Annotated in this window: 18 protein-coding genes; 15 read left to right on the forward strand and 3 right to left on the reverse strand. The window is 40.2% G+C overall.

The genetic code is table 11. The annotated features are described in order from the left end of the window. From ABES52_RS07240 to rlmD, 13 genes are all read left to right on the forward strand, one after another. A partial coding sequence (locus ABES52_RS07240) for an aldehyde dehydrogenase family protein (RefSeq protein WP_429650394.1) occupies positions 1 to 849 on the forward strand: 849 nt, incomplete at its 5' end. 582 nt (positions 850 to 1,431) lie between these two features. Beyond that, positions 1,432 to 2,883 (forward strand): sodium/proline symporter PutP, encoded by a 1,452-nt coding sequence (gene putP / locus ABES52_RS07245; RefSeq protein WP_429650475.1) that lies wholly within the window; start codon positions 1,432 to 1,434, stop codon positions 2,881 to 2,883. A gap of 579 nt (positions 2,884 to 3,462) precedes the next feature. Continuing rightward, positions 3,463 to 5,058, forward strand: a complete 1,596-nt coding sequence (gene aceB / locus ABES52_RS07250) for a malate synthase A (protein WP_429650396.1) — start codon at positions 3,463 to 3,465, stop codon at positions 5,056 to 5,058. 228 nt (positions 5,059 to 5,286) lie between these two features. Further along, on the forward strand, positions 5,287 to 6,567 hold the full coding sequence (gene aceA, locus ABES52_RS07255) for an isocitrate lyase (protein ID WP_429650398.1): 1,281 nt from the start codon (positions 5,287 to 5,289) through the stop codon (positions 6,565 to 6,567). A gap of 100 nt (positions 6,568 to 6,667) precedes the next feature. Beyond that, positions 6,668 to 6,892, forward strand: coding sequence for a hypothetical protein (locus ABES52_RS07260; protein WP_429650400.1), 225 nt, complete (start codon positions 6,668 to 6,670; stop codon positions 6,890 to 6,892). A 24-nt stretch (positions 6,893 to 6,916) separates the two neighbouring features. Beyond that, positions 6,917 to 7,165 (forward strand): hypothetical protein, encoded by a 249-nt coding sequence (locus ABES52_RS07265; RefSeq protein ID WP_429650401.1) that lies wholly within the window; start codon positions 6,917 to 6,919, stop codon positions 7,163 to 7,165. Then, positions 7,147 to 7,431, forward strand: coding sequence for a TolC family protein (locus ABES52_RS07270; protein ID WP_429650403.1), 285 nt, complete (start codon positions 7,147 to 7,149; stop codon positions 7,429 to 7,431). Before ABES52_RS07265 ends, ABES52_RS07270 begins: the two co-directional genes overlap by 19 nt. A 179-nt stretch (positions 7,432 to 7,610) precedes the next feature. Further along, on the forward strand, positions 7,611 to 7,901 hold the full coding sequence (gene gatC, locus ABES52_RS07275; RefSeq protein WP_429650405.1) for an Asp-tRNA(Asn)/Glu-tRNA(Gln) amidotransferase subunit GatC: 291 nt from the start codon (positions 7,611 to 7,613) through the stop codon (positions 7,899 to 7,901). 13 nt (positions 7,902 to 7,914) lie between these two features. Beyond that, positions 7,915 to 9,372, forward strand: coding sequence for an Asp-tRNA(Asn)/Glu-tRNA(Gln) amidotransferase subunit GatA (gatA, locus tag ABES52_RS07280; protein WP_429650407.1), 1,458 nt, complete (start codon positions 7,915 to 7,917; stop codon positions 9,370 to 9,372). Between the two features lie 13 nt (positions 9,373 to 9,385). Then, positions 9,386 to 10,816: an Asp-tRNA(Asn)/Glu-tRNA(Gln) amidotransferase subunit GatB gene (gene gatB / locus ABES52_RS07285; RefSeq protein WP_429650409.1), complete on the forward strand. Its 1,431-nt coding sequence runs from the start codon at positions 9,386 to 9,388 to the stop codon at positions 10,814 to 10,816. A 765-nt stretch (positions 10,817 to 11,581) separates the two neighbouring features. Beyond that, the gene (locus ABES52_RS07290) at positions 11,582 to 11,749 is read left to right on the forward strand and encodes a hypothetical protein (RefSeq protein WP_429650411.1); all 168 of its coding nucleotides are present in this window, start codon (positions 11,582 to 11,584) and stop codon (positions 11,747 to 11,749) included. A gap of 576 nt (positions 11,750 to 12,325) precedes the next feature. After that, positions 12,326 to 13,243, forward strand: a complete 918-nt coding sequence (locus ABES52_RS07295) for a diacylglycerol kinase (protein WP_429650413.1) — start codon at positions 12,326 to 12,328, stop codon at positions 13,241 to 13,243. A 210-nt stretch (positions 13,244 to 13,453) separates the two neighbouring features. Then, positions 13,454 to 14,824 carry a 23S rRNA (uracil(1939)-C(5))-methyltransferase RlmD gene (gene rlmD / locus ABES52_RS07300; protein ID WP_429650477.1) on the forward strand — a complete coding sequence of 457 codons (1,371 nt, stop codon included), beginning with the start codon at positions 13,454 to 13,456 and terminating at the stop codon, positions 14,822 to 14,824. A gap of 25 nt (positions 14,825 to 14,849) precedes the next feature. Here the strand turns inward: rlmD and ABES52_RS07305 are convergent, their stop codons facing one another. Continuing rightward, on the reverse strand, positions 14,850 to 15,092 hold the full coding sequence (locus ABES52_RS07305) for a DUF4368 domain-containing protein (RefSeq protein ID WP_429650415.1): 243 nt from the start codon (positions 15,090 to 15,092) through the stop codon (positions 14,850 to 14,852). 12 nt (positions 15,093 to 15,104) lie between these two features. Further along, the gene (locus ABES52_RS07310; protein ID WP_429650417.1) at positions 15,105 to 15,491 is read right to left on the reverse strand and encodes a recombinase zinc ribbon domain-containing protein; all 387 of its coding nucleotides are present in this window, start codon (positions 15,489 to 15,491) and stop codon (positions 15,105 to 15,107) included. A 181-nt stretch (positions 15,492 to 15,672) separates the two neighbouring features. On the opposite strand from ABES52_RS07310, the gene ABES52_RS07315 reads away from it, so the two are divergent. Together ABES52_RS07315 and ABES52_RS07320 are read left to right on the forward strand one after the other, a co-directional pair. Next, the gene (locus tag ABES52_RS07315) at positions 15,673 to 15,804 is read left to right on the forward strand and encodes a hypothetical protein (protein ID WP_281255458.1); all 132 of its coding nucleotides are present in this window, start codon (positions 15,673 to 15,675) and stop codon (positions 15,802 to 15,804) included. A 317-nt stretch (positions 15,805 to 16,121) separates the two neighbouring features. Further along, on the forward strand, positions 16,122 to 16,319 hold the full coding sequence (locus ABES52_RS07320; protein ID WP_429650419.1) for a hypothetical protein: 198 nt from the start codon (positions 16,122 to 16,124) through the stop codon (positions 16,317 to 16,319). A gap of 271 nt (positions 16,320 to 16,590) precedes the next feature. Here ABES52_RS07320 and ABES52_RS07325 read toward each other — a convergent pair whose 3' ends face one another. Further along, positions 16,591 to 17,481 carry an aminoglycoside phosphotransferase family protein gene (locus ABES52_RS07325; RefSeq protein ID WP_429650421.1) on the reverse strand — a complete coding sequence of 297 codons (891 nt, stop codon included), beginning with the start codon at positions 17,479 to 17,481 and terminating at the stop codon, positions 16,591 to 16,593. Positions 17,482 to 18,246: the final 765 nt, after the last annotated feature.

Below are 18,246 nucleotides of genomic sequence, written 5' to 3' on the forward strand. Positions count from 1 at the left end.
ATCCCAGGTAGCGGGGCGGAAGTCGGGGACTACTTAGTGGATCATCCGAAAACTCGTTTCATCAGTTTCACCGGTTCTCGTGATGTTGGTATTCGCATTTACGAGCGTGCAGCGAAAGTGAACCCAGGCCAAATTTGGTTAAAACGCGTTATTGCGGAAATGGGCGGAAAAGACACAATCGTTGTCGACAAAGACGCGGATCTAGAATTAGCAGCTCAATCCATCGTAGCGTCAGCGTTTGGCTTCTCTGGACAAAAATGTTCCGCATGCTCTCGTGCGGTCATCGTCGAAGACGTGTACGATCAAGTATTAAACCGCGTCGTCGAATTAACAAAAGAACTAAAAGTCGGAAACCCAGCAGAACAAAGCACATTCATGGGTCCAGTCATCGACCAAAGCGCCTTCAACAAAATCATGAACTACATTGAAATCGGAAAACAAGAAGGCAAACTCATGACAGGTGGCGAAGGGGACGACTCAAAAGGTTACTTTATCCAGCCAACGGTCTTTGCGGATGTGGATCCTGAGGCGCGCATCATGCAAGAAGAAATTTTCGGACCAGTCGTGGCCTTTACAAAAGCGAAAGACTTCGACCATGCGATTGACATTGCGAACAACACCGAATACGGCTTAACAGGAGCAGTAATCTCCAACAACCGTGCAAACATCGAAAAAGCACGTGAAGACTTCCATGTCGGAAACCTTTACTTCAACCGCGGTTGTACAGGTGCCATCGTTGGTTACCAACCGTTCGGTGGCTTCAACATGTCCGGTACAGACTCCAAAGCCGGTGGCCCAGACTACTTAATCTTACACATGCAAGCGAAGACAACTTCGGAAATGCTTTAATCAAGGTTTGATAGGGACAGTCTTTGTACGAGGGCTGTCCCTTTTGTGTAAAACACATTCCTATCGAATACTAAGCACTTTCCAACTCCTTAGCGAACAAGTTTCCTCAATACGTGCCCTATATGAAACTTTTACAAACAATTTCTCTACCTAGAGGTTAAGTATAAGATAAACAATTTATATTCAGTTCAATAATTTTGAATTTTTATAAAAATACTGTAAAATTAAAAAGTTACAAAAAATTTTTTCGAAAATGCTAACAAAATATTTTTATTCATTCCGATTTCGATTATAATATAAGAGTAATTGAATAATTATATATTATTTTACTAGTATACAATGAATAAAATTAGATTTAAAATTCTGTAATATCGATGTTGTAAACCCTTTCAATCGAAAGGTTGAATATACAAATTTTATGCAAAATATTGGAACTCAATAAACAAGGGTTTACAAAATATTCATGGGGGTGGGAAGATGTTATCAGCATCTACGTTATTTTGGGTGTTTGGCCCAATGCTAGGCATTATTTTGCTTAGTGTCGTGACGTACTTCACGGAAAGGAGCGAACAATAGGGTATGATGTCAACAGCAACGCTTGTCACATTTATTGTTTATTTAGCCGCTATGTTGGCCATCGGTTTATGGTTTTATCGAATGACTTCGAACTTATCTGATTATATTCTTGGTGGACGTAGTCTCGGCCCTGGAGTTGCCGCGTTAAGCGCTGGGGCATCAGATATGAGTGGTTGGTTGCTGTTAGGACTGCCTGGGGCAGCGTATGCAGCTGGATTAAATTCGATTTGGATCTGTATCGGTCTTTCCCTTGGTGCCTATCTAAACTGGCAGTTTGTTGCGAAGCGTCTTCGTACGTATACGGAAGTAGCGAAAAATTCACTAACGATTCCTGATTATCTCGAAAACCGTTTCCGTGATGATTCAAAATTAATACGAATTATTTCTGCCTTTGTTATTTTATTATTCTTTACGTTCTATACCTCTTCCGGAATGGTTGCGGGAGGAAAATTATTCGAAAACTCGTTTGGTCTTGATTACACAGCCGCTCTTTGGATTGGTGCGATCGTCATTATTTCTTATACATTTTTAGGTGGGTTTCTAGCGGTAAGCTGGACCGACTTTTTCCAAGGATTATTAATGTTTGCGGCTCTCCTCATTGTTCCGATAGCTGCCATTGTGGAGCTTGGTGGATTTGGAGTTGTAGTGGAAAAAGTAGCTTCCGTGAATCCAGAAGCGTTAGACGTTTTTGCAGGTATGACAGCAATGGGAATTATTTCGTCCATGGCTTGGGGATTAGGTTACTTTGGTCAACCGCACATTATTACTCGCTTTATGGCACTAAAGTCTAAAAAAGATGTGCCAACGGCTCGTTTAATCGGTATGGTGTGGATGATTTTCGGTTTATTAGGAGCTGTATTTACTGGTTTTGCCGGTATCGCCTATTTTGCTGACAAGCCATTAGCAGACGCAGAAACCGTCTTTATGGACTTTACTCAAGTGCTATTTCAACCATGGGTAGCTGGTATTTTACTAGCCGCGATTTTATCAGCAATTATGAGTACGATTGACTCACAGTTACTCGTATCTTCTAGTGCGATTGCTGAAGACTTTTATAAAGCGATTTTCCGAAAAAATGCATCCGAAAAAGAATTAGTATGGGTTGGACGGATTTCGGTAGTTGTTATTGCGTTAATTGCGATTGTGTTAGCGAGCAACCCAGACAGCTCCGTCCTTGACCTTGTCAGCTATGCTTGGGGTGGATTCGGAGCGGCCTTTGGACCTGTCATTATTTTATCCCTATTCTGGAAGCGGATGAATCGCTGGGGGGCACTAGCAGGATTAGTATCAGGTTCGGCCACCGTTGTGATTTGGAAACAGCTTGAAGGCGGCTTATATGACCTATATGAAATTGTTCCAGGATTCATTGTATGTACACTAGCGATCATTATTTTCAGCTTACTAACAGAAGCACCTTCGGAAGAAATCCAAGAAGAATTTGAAAAAGCAAAAGCATAATGAAATAACGCTTGGATAGTTTTTTAACTGTCCAAGCGTTTTTTTATATTTTAAAATTTGGCTCTACCCGGATAACTTTTGCTGTTATTTCAAATATCATGTGCCAATTTTATATTGGCATGGGTGTCTGTTAAACGATACTGTTGATATTATTCATTTCGCTACAGGCGGACGCTTTCCGCGGGCAAGGTGCAAGCCGCTTCCCTCGCTACGCTCAAGTAAGGGTCTTGCGGCTTCTTGTTCCCGCTGGGATCGCCGCCGTGTGAATAACTTGCTAAAAATCAACAATATAACATAGCCTAAAATTTAAATGGTTAAATGGATGGAAATTCAAAACTGGCTATTCTGTTAGCGTATTCTATTTGCTCCTTATAGAAATTCGGCTCTTTCTAGTACCGTCCGTGCAATTACTTACGAGTAAAACTGGTATATCAAAGGTGTCTTTTCTCTTAAACTATAGGACACGCAGAATTTGTCGAACGAAAATTCTGAAAAATTATTTCACTTTTTGTTGTTCTGTTATATAATACTAATAAATTTAATAAATCTGTTTTATAACAAAGGCAAAGGGGTGGAGTTATGAAATTATCGGAAACGGCAGGTATTCATATTGAAGCAGACAATAAAGCACGTTATGAAAGTATTTTAACAGATGAGGCGCTGCAATTTATCGAACAACTGGAACGTCGATTTGGTCCACAAAGAAAAGAACTGTTACAACGGCGAAAGGAACGACAAGAGGCCATCGATCGAGGAGAGCTTCCACGGTTTTTACCAGAAACAGAGTCAATTCGAAAAAGCGATTGGGTGATTTCACCGTTACCTGAAGATTTAAAAGATCGACGAGTGGAAATTACCGGTCCAGTTGACCGAAAAATGATTATAAATGCTCTTAACTCTGGGGCCAAAGTGTTTATGGCTTGTTTTGAAGATGCGACATCACCAACATGGTCAAACATTATCCAAGGGCAAGTAAACTTACGTGATGCCGTTGAGGGGACGATTTCGTTTACGAACGAGCAAGGGAAAGTGTACAAACTCAATGACAATCCTGCGGTATTAGTAGTTCGTCCGCGCGGCTTACATTTAGAAGAAAAACATATCACCGTTGACAGACAGCCGATATCCGCTAGTTTAGTAGATTTTGGATTGTACTTTTTCCATAATGCCCGCCGGCTTATAGAAAAGGGGTCTGGTCCTTATTTTTACTTACCGAAGCTAGAAAGTCATCTAGAAGCTCGTTGGTGGAACGATGTGTTTTTGTATGCGCAAAAGTACATTGGTCTTCCACGTGGTACGATCAAAGCGACGGTGCTGATTGAAACGATTATGGCGGCTTTTGAAATGGACGAAATCTTGTACGAACTAAAAGAACATTCTGCCGGACTTAACTGTGGTCGCTGGGACTATATTTTTAGTTACTTAAAGAAATTGCGCAATCAACCAGATGTGTTATTACCAGACCGTTCGCAAGTGACGATGACCGTACCGTTTATGCGTGCGTACTCATTACTAACAATTAAAACATGCCATCGTCGGCAAGCACCGGCGATTGGGGGAATGGCCGCCCAAATTCCGGTTAAAGGGGATGAAGAAAAAAATCGCATCGCTTTTGAAAAGGTACGTTTGGATAAAGAGCGGGAAGCACGTGATGGTCACGACGGCACATGGGTCGCCCATCCGGCCTTAGTTCCTGTGGCGATGGATGTATTTAATAAAGAAATGAAAGAGCCTAACCAAATCAGGACGAAACGGCTGGAAGACTTAGAAGTAACAGAGGAAGACTTACTTGAAGTACCTAAGGGCGAAATTACCGAACAAGGCGTTCGTTTAAATATTGATGTTGGAATTCGTTATATTGCCGCTTGGCTTTCTGGAAGAGGGGCCGTACCGATTCACAACTTAATGGAAGATGCGGCAACAGCAGAAATCTCTCGGGCTCAACTTTGGCAATGGATTCGCCATCCAAAAGGAACGCTCAATGATGGACGAAAAGTAACGAAAGAACTGTACCAGCAATGGAAAGAAGAAGAACTTGCAAAGATTCGGCAAGAAATTGGCGATGAAGCGTATGAAAAAGGGCGCTTTGAAGAGGCGAGTAAACTGTTTGACGAACTCATTTTAAATGATGAATTTGTCGACTTTTTAACAATACCAGGTTACGAAATTTTATAAAAGATGAGCCTAGTAAATAGAGGTTGGAAGTTCCTTTCACGGGGGGCAGAAGAAAAAATTGTGATTTCGAGCAAGTAAAGTGCTGCTTTGGTAAATAAACTGATAATTCCTACAATACACTCCTCAGAACTGCATTCAATCTTCACCAATAGATCACTACACCATGAAATACGTATCATAAACCCATTTTTAACTATAAAAATATGAAAATTGAAGGGAGAATGAACGATGAAAGACGAACGTATTCAAAAATTACAAGAACAATGGGAGATGGAAGAACGGTGGAAAGGAATTACGCGTCCGTATACAGCAGAAGATGTGATCAAATTACGGGGGTCCATTGATATTGAATATACGCTCGCGAAAAGAGGAGCGGAAAAACTGTGGAAGCTGCTTCATGAAGAAGATTACATTAATGCCCTTGGAGCGTTAACAGGAAATCAGGCGGTGCAGCAAGTCAAAGCAGGTCTTAAAGCCATTTATTTAAGCGGATGGCAAGTTGCAGCCGATGCAAACTTAGCTGGGCAAATGTATCCGGACCAAAGCTTGTATCCGGCAAACAGTGTTCCTCACGTTGTGAAGCGTATTAACCAAGCGTTGCAGCGTGCTGATCAAATTCACCATTTAGAAGGGGATAATTCCGTTGATTGGTTCGCGCCAATTGTTGCAGATGCAGAAGCTGGGTTTGGCGGACAATTAAACGTCTTTGAATTAATGAAAGCGATGATTGAAGCAGGAGCGGCCGGTGTTCATTTTGAAGACCAACTATCTTCGGAGAAAAAATGTGGGCATCTCGGCGGAAAAGTGTTGCTTCCGACACAAACAGCGGTGAAAAACTTAATTTCGGCACGTCTCGCTGCGGATGTAATGGGAGTTCCAACCGTATTAATTGCCCGCACGGATGCAAATGCTGCTAGCTTAATTACGAGCGATATTGACCCATACGATGCGCCATTTATTACGGGTGAGCGGACACCAGAAGGCTTTTACCGCACAAAAGCTGGCTTAGACCAAGCGATTGCCCGTGGATTAGCATACGCGCCATATGCCGATTTAATTTGGTGTGAGACATCCGAACCAAATCTCGAAGAAGCGAAAGCATTCGCTGAAGCGATTCATGAAAAGTTCCCTGGCAAACTGCTCGCCTATAACTGCTCGCCTTCATTTAACTGGAAAAAGAAATTAGACGACGAAACGATTGCTAAATTCCAACAAGAACTCGGAAAGATGGGCTACAAATTCCAATTTGTTACTCTTGCAGGATTCCATGCTCTCAACTACAGCATGTTCGAATTAGCCCGCAAATACAAAGAACAAGGGATGGCTGCCTACTCCGAATTACAGCAAGCCGAATTTGCGAGCGAAAAATACGGTTACACGGCAACGAAGCATCAGCGTGAAGTTGGAACTGGCTATTTTGATGAAGTATCGATGGTCATTTCGGGTGGCACTTCATCGACAACGGCTCTGAAAGGCTCTACTGAAGAAGAGCAATTTGTAGAAGTCTAAGTTCATTAAGATGACAAAAGCCCTTTGATTTTTCAAATCGAAGGGCTTTTTGTATTTGGAATAGAAAACTGTAAACCGGGTGGCGGGAAGTACAAGCCAAATGTCCGAAAGTGCAAGCCAGGTGGCGGAAAGTGCAAGCCAGGTGGTGGAAAGTGCAAGCCAAATGTCCGAAAGTATCAAACCGGGTGTGGAAGTGCAAGCCAAATGTCCGAAAGTGCAAGCCAGGTGGCGGAAAGTGCAAGCCAAATGTCCGAAAGTGCAAGCCAAATGTCCGAAAGTGCAAGCCAAATGTCCGAAAGTGCAAGCCAAATGTCCGAAAGTGTAAACCGGGTGTGGAAGTGCAAGCCAAATGTCCGAAAGTGCAAGCCAGGTGGCGGAAAGTGCAAGCCAAATGTCCGAAAGTGCAAACCGGGTGTGGATGCAAGCACAATGGCCGCAAGTGCAAACCGGGTGTGGAAGTGCAAGCCAAATGTCCGAAAGTGTAAACCGGGTGTGGAAGTGCAAGCACAATGTCCGGAAGTGCAAACCAGGTCGTGTAAAGGACAAGCACAATGCCGAAATTGAACCAAGTAACAGAAAGTGCAAAAAGCCGATGTAGAAACTGCAAAAGAAACGGTGAAAAGTGCAAAAGCCGATGTAGAAACTACAAAAGAAACGGTGAAAAGTGCAAAAGCCGACGAAGAAACCGCAAAAGAAACGGTGAAAAGTGCAAAAGCCGATGTAGAAACTGCAAAAGAAACGGTGAAAAGTGCAAAAGCCGATGTAGAAACTGCAAAAGAAACGGTGAAAAGTGCAAAAGCTGATGTAGAAACTGCAAAAAATTCGGTGCCAACTGCAAATAACAGCTGGGAGAACTCTAAATAAAATATGCTCATTCTCTTGTTCAAGCATGAACGATTCGTTCATCCAATCTATGTACACATGTGATAAAATAAACATGGTTATGGCAATGATGGAAGGGAAGGTTTATTGCCTACAAGCGCGTTGTTTTGATATTATCAATAATATTGTTATTGTTCGAACCAAAATCGGAGGTGAAGCACATGTCCAGAATTTCATTAGACCAAGTAAAACACGTCGCCCATCTTGCGCGCTTAGCAATTACGGAAGAAGAAGCTGCGAAGTTCCAGCAACAGCTAGATGCGATCATTACGTTTGCTGAGCAATTAAATGAATTAGATACAACCAATGTTCCACCAACTTCTCACGTGCTTGATATGAAAAACGTGATGCGTGAAGACGTACCACAACCAGGTTTACCACGTGAAGAAGTATTAAAGAACGCACCAGACCATCAAGATGGCCAAATAAAGGTTCCATCAGTTTTAGAGTAAGGAGGGAAACTGGATGTCTCTTTTCGATTATAAAGTTTCAGAGCTTCATGAACGCTTAGTCAAAAAAGAAATCTCCGTATCTGACTTAGTCGATGAATCATATAAACGCATTCATGAAGTAGAAGATAAAGTAAAGGCGTTTCTTACGTTAGACGAAGAACGCGCACGCGAAAAAGCGAAGCAATTAGATGAAAAATTAGCAACCGACGAGCCTAAAGGTTTGCTGTTCGGTATGCCAATCGGTATTAAAGATAACATCGTGACAAAAGGGTTACGCACGACTTGTGCAAGTAAAATTTTAGAAAACTTTGACCCGATTTACGATGCTACGGTAATGAATAAACTCCATGAAGCCGAAACGATTACAATCGGTAAGTTAAACATGGACGAATTCGCTATGGGTTCCTCCACGGAAAACTCTGGCTTCCATAAAACACATAACCCTTGGAATTTAGAAACGGTACCAGGTGGTTCTTCCGGAGGATCAGCTGCAGCGGTGGCTGCGGGAGAAGTTCCGTTTGCCCTAGGTTCCGACACAGGTGGTTCCATCCGCCAACCAGCAGCTTTCTGTGGTGTCGTTGGTTTAAAACCTACATACGGACGCGTATCTCGTTTCGGACTTGTCGCTTTTGCTTCTTCTTTAGACCAAATCGGACCGATTACTCGTACCGTTGAAGATAACGCCTACTTACTTCAAGCAATTGCTGGACTCGACCCGAACGATTCCACTTCTGCAAACATTGACGTGCCTGATTACGTCAGTGCATTAACTGGTGATATTAAAGGTTTAAAAATTGCCGTACCAAAAGAATACCTTGGTGAAGGGGTTAGCGAAGAGGCTCGTCAAGCGGTATTAAACGCGTTAAAAGTGTTAGAAGGACTTGGAGCAACTTGGGAAGAGGTATCGCTTCCACATTCGAAATACGGTGTAGCTACATATTACTTATTAGCATCATCGGAAGCGTCTGCGAACTTAGCTCGCTTTGACGGTATTCGATACGGTTACCGAGCAAAAGATGCAGAAAACTTAATCGACCTTTACAAGAAAACTCGTGCAGAAGGATTCGGCGATGAAGTGAAACGTCGGATTATGCTTGGTACGTTTGCATTAAGCTCTGGTTACTATGATGCTTACTATAAAAAAGCGCAGCAAGTACGTACCCTCATTAAAAAAGACTTTGAAGACGTATTTGAAAAATACGATGTCATTATTGGTCCAACCACGCCAACACCAGCGTTCAAAATTGGCGAAAAAATCGATGATCCATTAACGATGTACGCGAACGATATTTTAACGATCCCAGTGAACTTAGCGGGAGTTCCAGGGATTTCGGTTCCATGCGGCTTTGCAAACGGATTACCATTAGGCTTACAAATTATCGGTAAGCACTTCGACGAAAGCACGGTATATCGTGTAGCTCATGCGTTTGAGCAAGCGACTGACTACCATAAACAAAAACCAGAGCTGTAAGGGGTGAAAACGAATGAACTTTGAAACGGTCATCGGACTTGAAGTCCACGTCGAGTTAAAAACTGAGTCGAAAATTTTCTCACCAGCTCCAGCCCATTTCGGAGCGGAACCTAACACCAATACAAACGTAATCGACCTTGGTTATCCTGGCGTGTTGCCAGTGTTAAATAAAAAAGCGGTGGAGTACGCGATGAAAGCAGCGATGGCGCTCAACTGTGAAATCGCAACGGATACGAAATTCGACCGTAAAAACTATTTCTATCCAGATAACCCGAAAGCGTACCAAATCTCTCAATACGACCAACCAATTGGTAAAAACGGTTGGATCGAGATCGAGGTGAACGGAAAGAAAAAGAGAATCGGCATTACGCGCCTTCATTTGGAAGAAGATGCGGGTAAATTAACACACTCTGGCGAAGGATATTCTCTTGTTGACTTTAACCGTCAAGGAACACCGCTCATCGAGATCGTCTCCGAGCCAGACATCCGTACACCTGAAGAAGCGTACGCGTACTTAGAAAAATTAAAATCGATTATTCAATATACGGGTGTGTCCGATTGTAAGATGGAAGAAGGATCCCTTCGCTGTGACGCGAACATCTCCCTTCGCCCAATCGGTCAAGAAACATTCGGTACAAAAACCGAATTAAAAAACTTAAACTCCTTTAACTTTGTTCGTAAAGGATTAGAATACGAGCAAAAACGCCAAGAACAAATTTTATTATCCGGTGGCGTCATTCGCCAAGAAACACGCCGCTTTGACGAAGCAACTGGTAAAACGATTTTAATGCGTGTGAAAGAAGGAAGCGAAGACTATCGCTACTTCCCAGAGCCAGATTTAGTGGCGCTTCACATTGACGACGAATGGAAAGAACGCGTTCGTGCCGAAATTCCAGAACTTCCAGACCAACGTCAAAAACGTTACATCGAAGAGCTTGGCTTACCAGCGTATGACGCGAAAATTTTAACACTGACAAAAGAAATGTCCGATTTCTTTGAAGCAACGGTCGAAAAAGGAGCCGATCCGAAACAAGCATCGAACTGGCTCATGGGTGAAGTATCTGCATACTTAAACGCGGAGCAAAAAGAGCTTCACGAAATCGCCTTAACACCAGAAAGCTTAGCAGGGCTTATTAAGCTGATTGAAAAAGGCACGATTTCGTCTAAAATTGCGAAGAAAGTGTTTAAAGAGCTTGTGGAAAAAGGCGGCGACCCAGAAACAATCGTTAAAGAAAAAGGTCTCGTCCAAATTTCCGACGAAGGCGCTCTTCGCAAAATCGTTCTTGAAGTATTGGATGCGAACCCACAATCGATCGAAGACTTCAAAAACGGAAAAGACCGTGCCCTTGGCTTCCTAGTCGGACAAGTCATGAAAGCCACAAAAGGCCAAGCAAACCCGCCAATGGTAAACAAGCTACTTATTGAGGAAATGAATAAGCGATAATCATAAAGAAAGCTGACCCAAAATCAAAGTGTTCAACCTCACAATGCAGTAGAACTGACGTGAGCTCGGACACTTATGGGTCAGCCTTTTTAATAGTAATTCCTATAGGAGCTAATGGATATACTTTTTCCATTCTATATCAGCCGACAAATCATTTTATTGTGTTTGGCTTATTAAAAGTGGAACATCCTAAACGTTGATGACAAGCATCTCTTCAAATTACTGTTTTCTACTATGTTAGAAGTAGTATTTTATGGTAAAGTAGAAACGAAAGTAATTATCAAGTACGAGAATGTTGCTAAAAGGATTATCCTGACTAATTCAAAAAAGTGCAGCAAACCTTAATTTTGGATACTAGCATTATTATTAGAGCTTTTCTAAAAAATAGGGTTTTATCTAAACTTAGTGGGATATAAATATGTCATACGTAACAATGACAAACATCCTTTACCACCATTTTATCTGAACGTAGTGGGATTTTTAAGAATACAAATGTAGCAGCGACAATTCAAAATTTTTCTGAATATTAGTATTTGGTTCCAGACCAAGTGGAATAGCTTTTAAAGGTGTCCTCTTTTTAAAGGGACGCCTTTTTATTCTAAAAAGGGGCCAAGAGATGGACTGTCATCAGTTTAAGGATGATTTTACTAAAGTGGAATTTCAATCGAAAGCAGTAGCCTTTCTTCCTTCTATTCACCGGTGCGACAAAAGAGCGCTGGTAATAAGATACAAGTGAGAAGACATTGGAAGGAAGGAGGGTTTTAAATGTTTAATTTGTATTCGTATATGAAAGAATATGAACGAAAAATGGATGACATTAATCGAAATGGATGGAGATATCACCAACTTCAAATGAGAAAAAAACCTTTATACTGCCGTCTTCCGTACTTTCATCAATCACTAAAGTGCCAATGTGACTCGGAAATTATGTAATGTTTTAGATTTGAAGTACAATTGTTAAAAAGTAGAAGAGTAAAAAAGCAGAATTTTAATTCAAGATGAAGTGAGATAGTCGAACGATAAACCTCTTGCCTTCCCTTTATGTTCAAACATTTATCTTAGCACGGACGCTCTCACTTCATACGGTTGTTTTTTCATAAGACTCTGTTAAGCGATACTGTTGATATTTATACATTACGCTTGTGGCGGACGCTTTCCGCGGGAAGGTGCAAGCCGCTTCCCTCGCTACGCTCAAGTAAGGGTCTTGCGGCTTCTTGTTCCTGCTGGAGTCGCCGCCGTGTGAACAACTTGCTAAAAATTAACAATGATAACATAGCCTTTCATAAAATGAACAACCCTCTCATACAATAGAGTATGACAATAGATTTTTTTCACAAAAAGAGGTATGATAGGGTAGGGAAAAATAAAGAATGATGATATAGGTTGTTGAAGCTGGCATTAGCCAGTTTTTCCTGTTTTTAGCGTGAAATTTTCAAAAAAATTGATGATGATGGAAGAATTTTGTAATATGTATAAAGTGGAATAAGCACGAGAATAGGATGATGGGGTATGAAAAGAGCGCGAATTATATATAATCCAACGTCAGGCCGTGAGTTGTTTAAAAAGCATCTGCCAGATGTTCTCCAAAAGTTAGAACAAGCCGGTTACGAGACGTCTGCCCATGCTACGACTGGAGCGGGGGACGCAACGAAGGCAGCGAAAATTGCCGTGGAGCGTCGCTATGATATTGTTATTGCTGCCGGAGGAGATGGAACAATCAATGAAGTGGTCAATGGTCTAGCCGAACAAGACTATCGTCCGAAATTAGGGGTCATTCCTGTCGGCACGACTAACGATTTTGCACGAGCGCTCCACATTCCGCGTGATATTGAGGCAGCAACGGATATTATCGTTAAAGGCGACACCATCCCTGTGGATATTGGACGCATGAATGACCGGTATTTTATTAATATCGCCGGGGGCGGACGCTTAACGGAACTAACGTATGAAGTACCGAGTAAGTTAAAAACGATGCTCGGTCAACTCGCTTATTATTTAAAAGGAATTGAAATGCTGCCGTCCATTCGAGCGACCGAAGTGACGATTGAGTATGATGGCAAGCTTTATGAAGGCGAAGTGATGCTGTTCCTCGTCGGCTTAACAAACTCAGTCGGCGGTTTTGAAAAATTAGCTCCGGATGCGTCGATTAACGACGGCTTGTTCTCGTTATTAATTTTAAAGAAAACGAACTTAGCGGAATTTATTCGGATTGCCTCATCCGCCATTCGCGGCGAACATATCAATGATCCGCACGTCATTTACACGAAAGCGAACCATATTAAAGTGTATTCAAAAGAAAAAGTACAGCTTAATATTGACGGCGAATTCGGCGGACTACTTCCAGCTGAATTTGAAAACTTATACCGTCATCTCGAAGTGTTTGTCCCAATCGACCAAATCCGACCAGAAGACCGTGTTACAGAATAGCTTATGAGGCCTTTCTGATTTGTTCAGAAAGGTCTATTTTATGAATCAACTGTTCCTTCGCCTTTAGGCGTCCGTTATGTTACAATATGGTCGATTTTAAACAAACGTTTATTTAGTTCGAAAAAACAAGAGTTCACACCGTTTTCAACCACTAGAGAAAGTAAACAAACGTTTGATTAAAAAAGGAAGGTTATCACGATGCCAAAAGATATGGTTGCACCTGTGAAAAAGAATGAATATTACGATGTCACATTTGAAGACTTAACCCACGATGGAAATGGTGTCGCGAAAGTGGATGGGTACCCGTTATTTGTTCCGAACGGTCTGCCTGGTGAAAAAGCGAAAGTGAAAGTCGTAAAAGTGAACAAAGGGTACGGATATGGTCGACTCATCGAATTATATGAACCGAGCCCAGAGCGAATGGAGCCATCATGCTCCATCTACAAACAATGTGGTGGTTGTCAATTACAGCACTTGTCGTATGACGGACAACTGAAAGCGAAGGAAAAGCACGTGCGAGAAGTGTTACAGCGTATCGGCAAAATTGAAGACGTCGTTGTTCATCCAGTGCTAGGCATGAACGATCCGTGGCGATATCGAAATAAAGCTCAAGTCCCTGTTGGGGAAAGAGAAGGGGGACTTGTCGCTGGGTTTTATCAAAAACGTTCGCACGACATTATCGATATGGAAGCATGTTTGATCCAGCAAGAAATGAACGATGTCGTGGTACAAACAGTAAAAAAGATTTGTGAAAAGTATGGGATTCCAGCGTACAACGAGAAAACGCATAAAGGAACGATTCGCCACATTATGGCTCGTTATGGACACACAACGAAGGACGTCATGGTTGTTCTAGTCACTCGAACCGACGACTTACCGTTTAAAAAGAAAATTGTTCAAGAAATTGTGGAGAACATTCCAAACGTCAAATCGATTATTCAAAACGTCAATCCAAAGCGGACAAACGTCATTTTAGGAGAACAAACGAAGGTATTATGGGGGACGGAATACATTTACGACTACATCGGTAATATCAAATTTGCAATATCCGCCCGTTCATTCTATCAAGTAAACCCAGAACAAACAAAAGTACTTTACGAAAAAGCGTTGGAATATGCGGACCTAACTGGGGAAGAAACAGTCATCGATGCGTATTGTGGCATCGGTACGATTTCGCTCTTTTTAGCTCAAAAAGCGAAAAAAGTATACGGTGTCGAAATCGTTCCTGAAGCCATTGAAGACGCCAAAAGAAATGCCGATCTAAACAACATTCATAACGTCGAATTTGCGGTTGGCGAATCCGAAACCGTCATTCCACAGTGGTACGAACAAGGCATCCAAGCCGACTGTATCGTCGTCGACCCGCCTCGAAAAGGCTGCGACGCTTCGCTATTAGAAACGATCATCGCCATGAAACCAAAACGCGTTGTTTATGTCTCTTGTAACCCGGCGACGCTCGCCCGCGACTTACGCATCCTCGAAGACGGCGGCTACAAAACGCTCGAAGTTCAGCCAGTGGATATGTTCCCGCATACGACGCATGTGGAGTGTGTATCGCAGATCGTTTTGAGAAAAAATTAAGCAGGAAACGCTTTTGTTTCCTGCTTTATTCAATTTTTGGAGCGGAGAATCGATAAAAAATTTTTGGAGTTCCATCGGCTTTAATTTCAATACGATCAATGAGACGATGCAGAATTTCCGGTGTTAATTCATCAAAGTTTAAAAATTGGGCCAATTCCTGTTTCAACTTTTGGATGTTCTCGACAACTTTATGGCTTGATAACAAAGATTCAAGTTCTTTTTTTGAAACAACAAGCTCATTGATTTCTTTGCTATTTGCCTCAAGCATATCTTGATAATCCTATTGGGTGATTTTTTCATCGGCGAGTAGCTCGATATATTTGCGTTTCCGTGCTTTTAAAGCGTCAATTTGCTTATTTATTTTATCCAGTTTCTTTTGAACGGAAAGTTGAGATTGTTTTTCCTTTTCTTCGAGTTGTTTTAAATAATATTCCTTATCAATTTGCTGCATGAGAGACTGGATGTCATGAATGATGGTTTGTTTAAGCACTTCCTCTTTGATGACATGGCTGCTGCAAGCTTTATTGCCGAATCTGGCATATCCACCGCACACATAACCTTTACGATTTGAGCGATACCGCATGCCTTTGCCGCAATCAGCGCAATAGGCCATATTCGTAAATAGGTGCCGTTTTGGAGCAGGGATTGTTTTTGAACGTAATTTCATCTGATGTTGTACAGCTTCAAATACGTCTCTTGGAATAATCGGCTCATGAGCGTTAACATAGAAGTGATAATGCTTCTATTAGGAAAATGATAGTTGAAAGTTGTTTATTTCCAATTAGCGAAACTTATCACTCATTAAGAACGTATAAATTGTTATAGTTGTTGAGAGAGGAGGGATTTTTATGATTGGTAAAAGCAACAAATGGAACATCACAAAAAATATTTCAGAAATACCTATATCTGTTATCTTGTTTTTTGGGGCAGGAATAGGTGCTTTCTTCGGGTTAGTTGCTTACGTAAAAAATTGGTTATGATTAAACACATTTTTAGGAGTCAGTTCACGCAATATGGAAAATGAAACAGACTTGATTCTACAATTGTTGAGTCAAGTCTATTTTAAAATTAACAAAAATCTACATTAAAAATTAACATAGCCTTTTCTAAAAAAATTGGTGGTTTCATTTTTCGGTTTTTTACCCATCAAGCAAATGGAGGGTTCGGTTAGCCTGTCTAGGTATGGTTATTATGTAATATCCAATCTTTCTGGGATATTAATTGTACTATATTAGAAAAATCAAGTATTGAAAATTGGGAAAATACTTATGTAAATGTTGGTAAAGGGAAGTTTGAGGTGAAAAATCAAAAGGTTAAAAGTCCAGTTATGGGAGACGTAATTGACTATATGAATGAAAGTAGAAAGGCCCAAGAGCAATTATCTAAAGAGCAACAAGAGAAAATTCTTAAAGCTATACAAAATAATCCACAAAAACTTATAAATAGCGAAATATATAAAAACAAATTATTAGACAGGAATTTAAGGGAAAATTAGTTTTATAAAACTTAACAATGGAACGGTATAAATTCTCTTTCTATTTGTTATGTTTATTATATACTGAAGATTAATGTAAAAATCGGGCAATATTCAGATTTTTGGTGTACAGTCGTTCTATAATTTTATTTTAGGAATGAAAAAGTGGCACCGACAATTTGTGCCACTTTTCTTGCTTAGAGAGAACTTGAAATAAGTTGCACATGTTTTTTATTCAACTATCGTACCCGTTAGCCAACCATGAAGCGAGTTTCACCACAGATGATGGAAGTTAATACGTTCTTCCACGGGAGTTAAAGAAGGAGTAATTAAAAATGTCCGTTTCTAATGTCCATTTTAAACGTCTAACCCATTCCTGCTGTACTTCTAGTGGTGCATTTTTAACCTTGTGTAAAACTTTCCATACTTTATATACACAGTAAGCCTTTAATATTTCAGGAGATAAGTGAACAGGATTATAAATTTTGTATTCTTCAATAAACAAGAAGTTTAATAAATTGGCATATTCAGGATAATGGAGTTTTGTAAACCAGCATACCCATCCTATATCGGTTAAAGGATTTGCCCATTCAGACCATTCCCAATCTAACACTGTAAGAGTATTATTATCTGTGTATAAAACATTGTGCACCCCATAGTCACCATGCGTTAAAACCCATTCCTCTTTAGTATCATTAATTTTTTGTAATATCTCCTTGGAATTTTTGATAAGGACTTCAGGTACAAAGTCTAAATTTAAGTTTAATTCATGTAAATTACATTCTTTTATTCCATTTGAAGTAAAATTATATTTCTTTGAATGAATACTTTTAGCAAGAGATTTTCCTAAGCTTTTGTATAATTCTTTTGCTCTTTCTAAATCCTTGTTATCTAAAATGGATTGCCCATTTGTTCCTTTTCTGTACTCCATTACAGTTATTTGAAGAGCATTTGTTTCTATTAATTCATAAATTTTCGGTACTATGCCCGTTTCTTGAGTTATCTTTAAGCAATTTATTTCATTTTGAATGTCTTCGTTAAATGAATTTGCAACTTTAACAACTAATAGAGGATATGTTCCATTTAACAAAAAAGTTTCATTCGTATATCCTCCAGTTAATCGAACAGGCGTAAAATCACCGTATTTATTTTTCAAATATTTTTTTAACATTTGTTCAGTCAAAACAACCCCCACCTATCCCGTGTTAGTAAAGTAAAATTTTACTCAAAAATACTTATATATATTTCCACCACATAATTCAAAGGTCCGATTTAGTATCACTAAAAATTTTTATAATTTATGTTTTGGTTAAGGGCACCGGAGCGTTACAAATCCATCATCGTCCAAAGAAATGGAAAAATGAATAGTCTTATCTGGCAAAGTAACTCACCTCCATATATGGGTATTATTTTACATTTTAACTTTTAGGAGTTTTATGAAGAAAGATGGAAAGTGGAAGAGAGAAAGTAGAATTCTTTGAGCATAGGAGATAAATAATAGTTTCCGTAATTAGTTAAAAGCATCTAATAATAATGTAGACACAATAGCTATTTCAATGCATTATCCATCGCTTTTTTATGGTATCATCAATCCTTTAATAGTATTTACTAAGTTGTATAAACAAAATGTCAGTGAACATAAAAGCTTTCTACTAAGTGCAAAAAAGCTACAAGGAATAAAACAGATATATTAGGATTAGAAAACAAACACAATCAGATTATTTATATTTGTAGACATTGAAGAGGAACAAGTATTAAAAGCAAGTTCTCCAAAAGCTTATGAACAAAATAAGGTACAGTTTTATCAACTGTACCTTTCAAAACTATCTACGCTAAATCATTTACCCTTCCTTCAGGCTCTGGCTAAATTTCAATCTTTATTTTAAGACCACAGAAAAAGACCGAAATAAGTCGGTCTTCTGTGGCTTGCTATCCCCTGCTCTAACTT

The sequence above is a fragment of the Aeribacillus pallidus genome (assembly GCF_050478865.1).
Lineage (GTDB): Bacteria > Bacillota > Bacilli > Bacillales > JACDOC01 > JACDOC01.

Coding starts and splice junctions, on each gene's coding strand:
- putP (WP_429650475.1), top strand. CDS start 1,432: ATGTCAACAGCAACGCTTGTCACATTTATTGTTTATTTAGCCGCTATG.
- aceB (WP_429650396.1), top strand. CDS start 3,463: ATGAAATTATCGGAAACGGCAGGTATTCATATTGAAGCAGACAATAAA.
- aceA (WP_429650398.1), top strand. CDS start 5,287: ATGAAAGACGAACGTATTCAAAAATTACAAGAACAATGGGAGATGGAA.
- ABES52_RS07260 (WP_429650400.1), top strand. CDS start 6,668: ATGTCCGAAAGTGCAAGCCAGGTGGCGGAAAGTGCAAGCCAGGTGGTG.
- ABES52_RS07265 (WP_429650401.1), top strand. CDS start 6,917: ATGTCCGAAAGTGCAAGCCAGGTGGCGGAAAGTGCAAGCCAAATGTCC.
- gatC (WP_429650405.1), top strand. CDS start 7,611: ATGTCCAGAATTTCATTAGACCAAGTAAAACACGTCGCCCATCTTGCG.
- gatA (WP_429650407.1), top strand. CDS start 7,915: ATGTCTCTTTTCGATTATAAAGTTTCAGAGCTTCATGAACGCTTAGTC.
- gatB (WP_429650409.1), top strand. CDS start 9,386: ATGAACTTTGAAACGGTCATCGGACTTGAAGTCCACGTCGAGTTAAAA.
- ABES52_RS07290 (WP_429650411.1), top strand. CDS start 11,582: ATGTTTAATTTGTATTCGTATATGAAAGAATATGAACGAAAAATGGAT.
- ABES52_RS07295 (WP_429650413.1), top strand. CDS start 12,326: ATGAAAAGAGCGCGAATTATATATAATCCAACGTCAGGCCGTGAGTTG.
- rlmD (WP_429650477.1), top strand. CDS start 13,454: ATGGTTGCACCTGTGAAAAAGAATGAATATTACGATGTCACATTTGAA.
- ABES52_RS07305 (WP_429650415.1), bottom strand. CDS start 15,092: ATGCTTGAGGCAAATAGCAAAGAAATCAATGAGCTTGTTGTTTCAAAA.
- ABES52_RS07310 (WP_429650417.1), bottom strand. CDS start 15,491: ATGAAATTACGTTCAAAAACAATCCCTGCTCCAAAACGGCACCTATTT.
- ABES52_RS07315 (WP_281255458.1), top strand. CDS start 15,673: ATGATTGGTAAAAGCAACAAATGGAACATCACAAAAAATATTTCAGAA.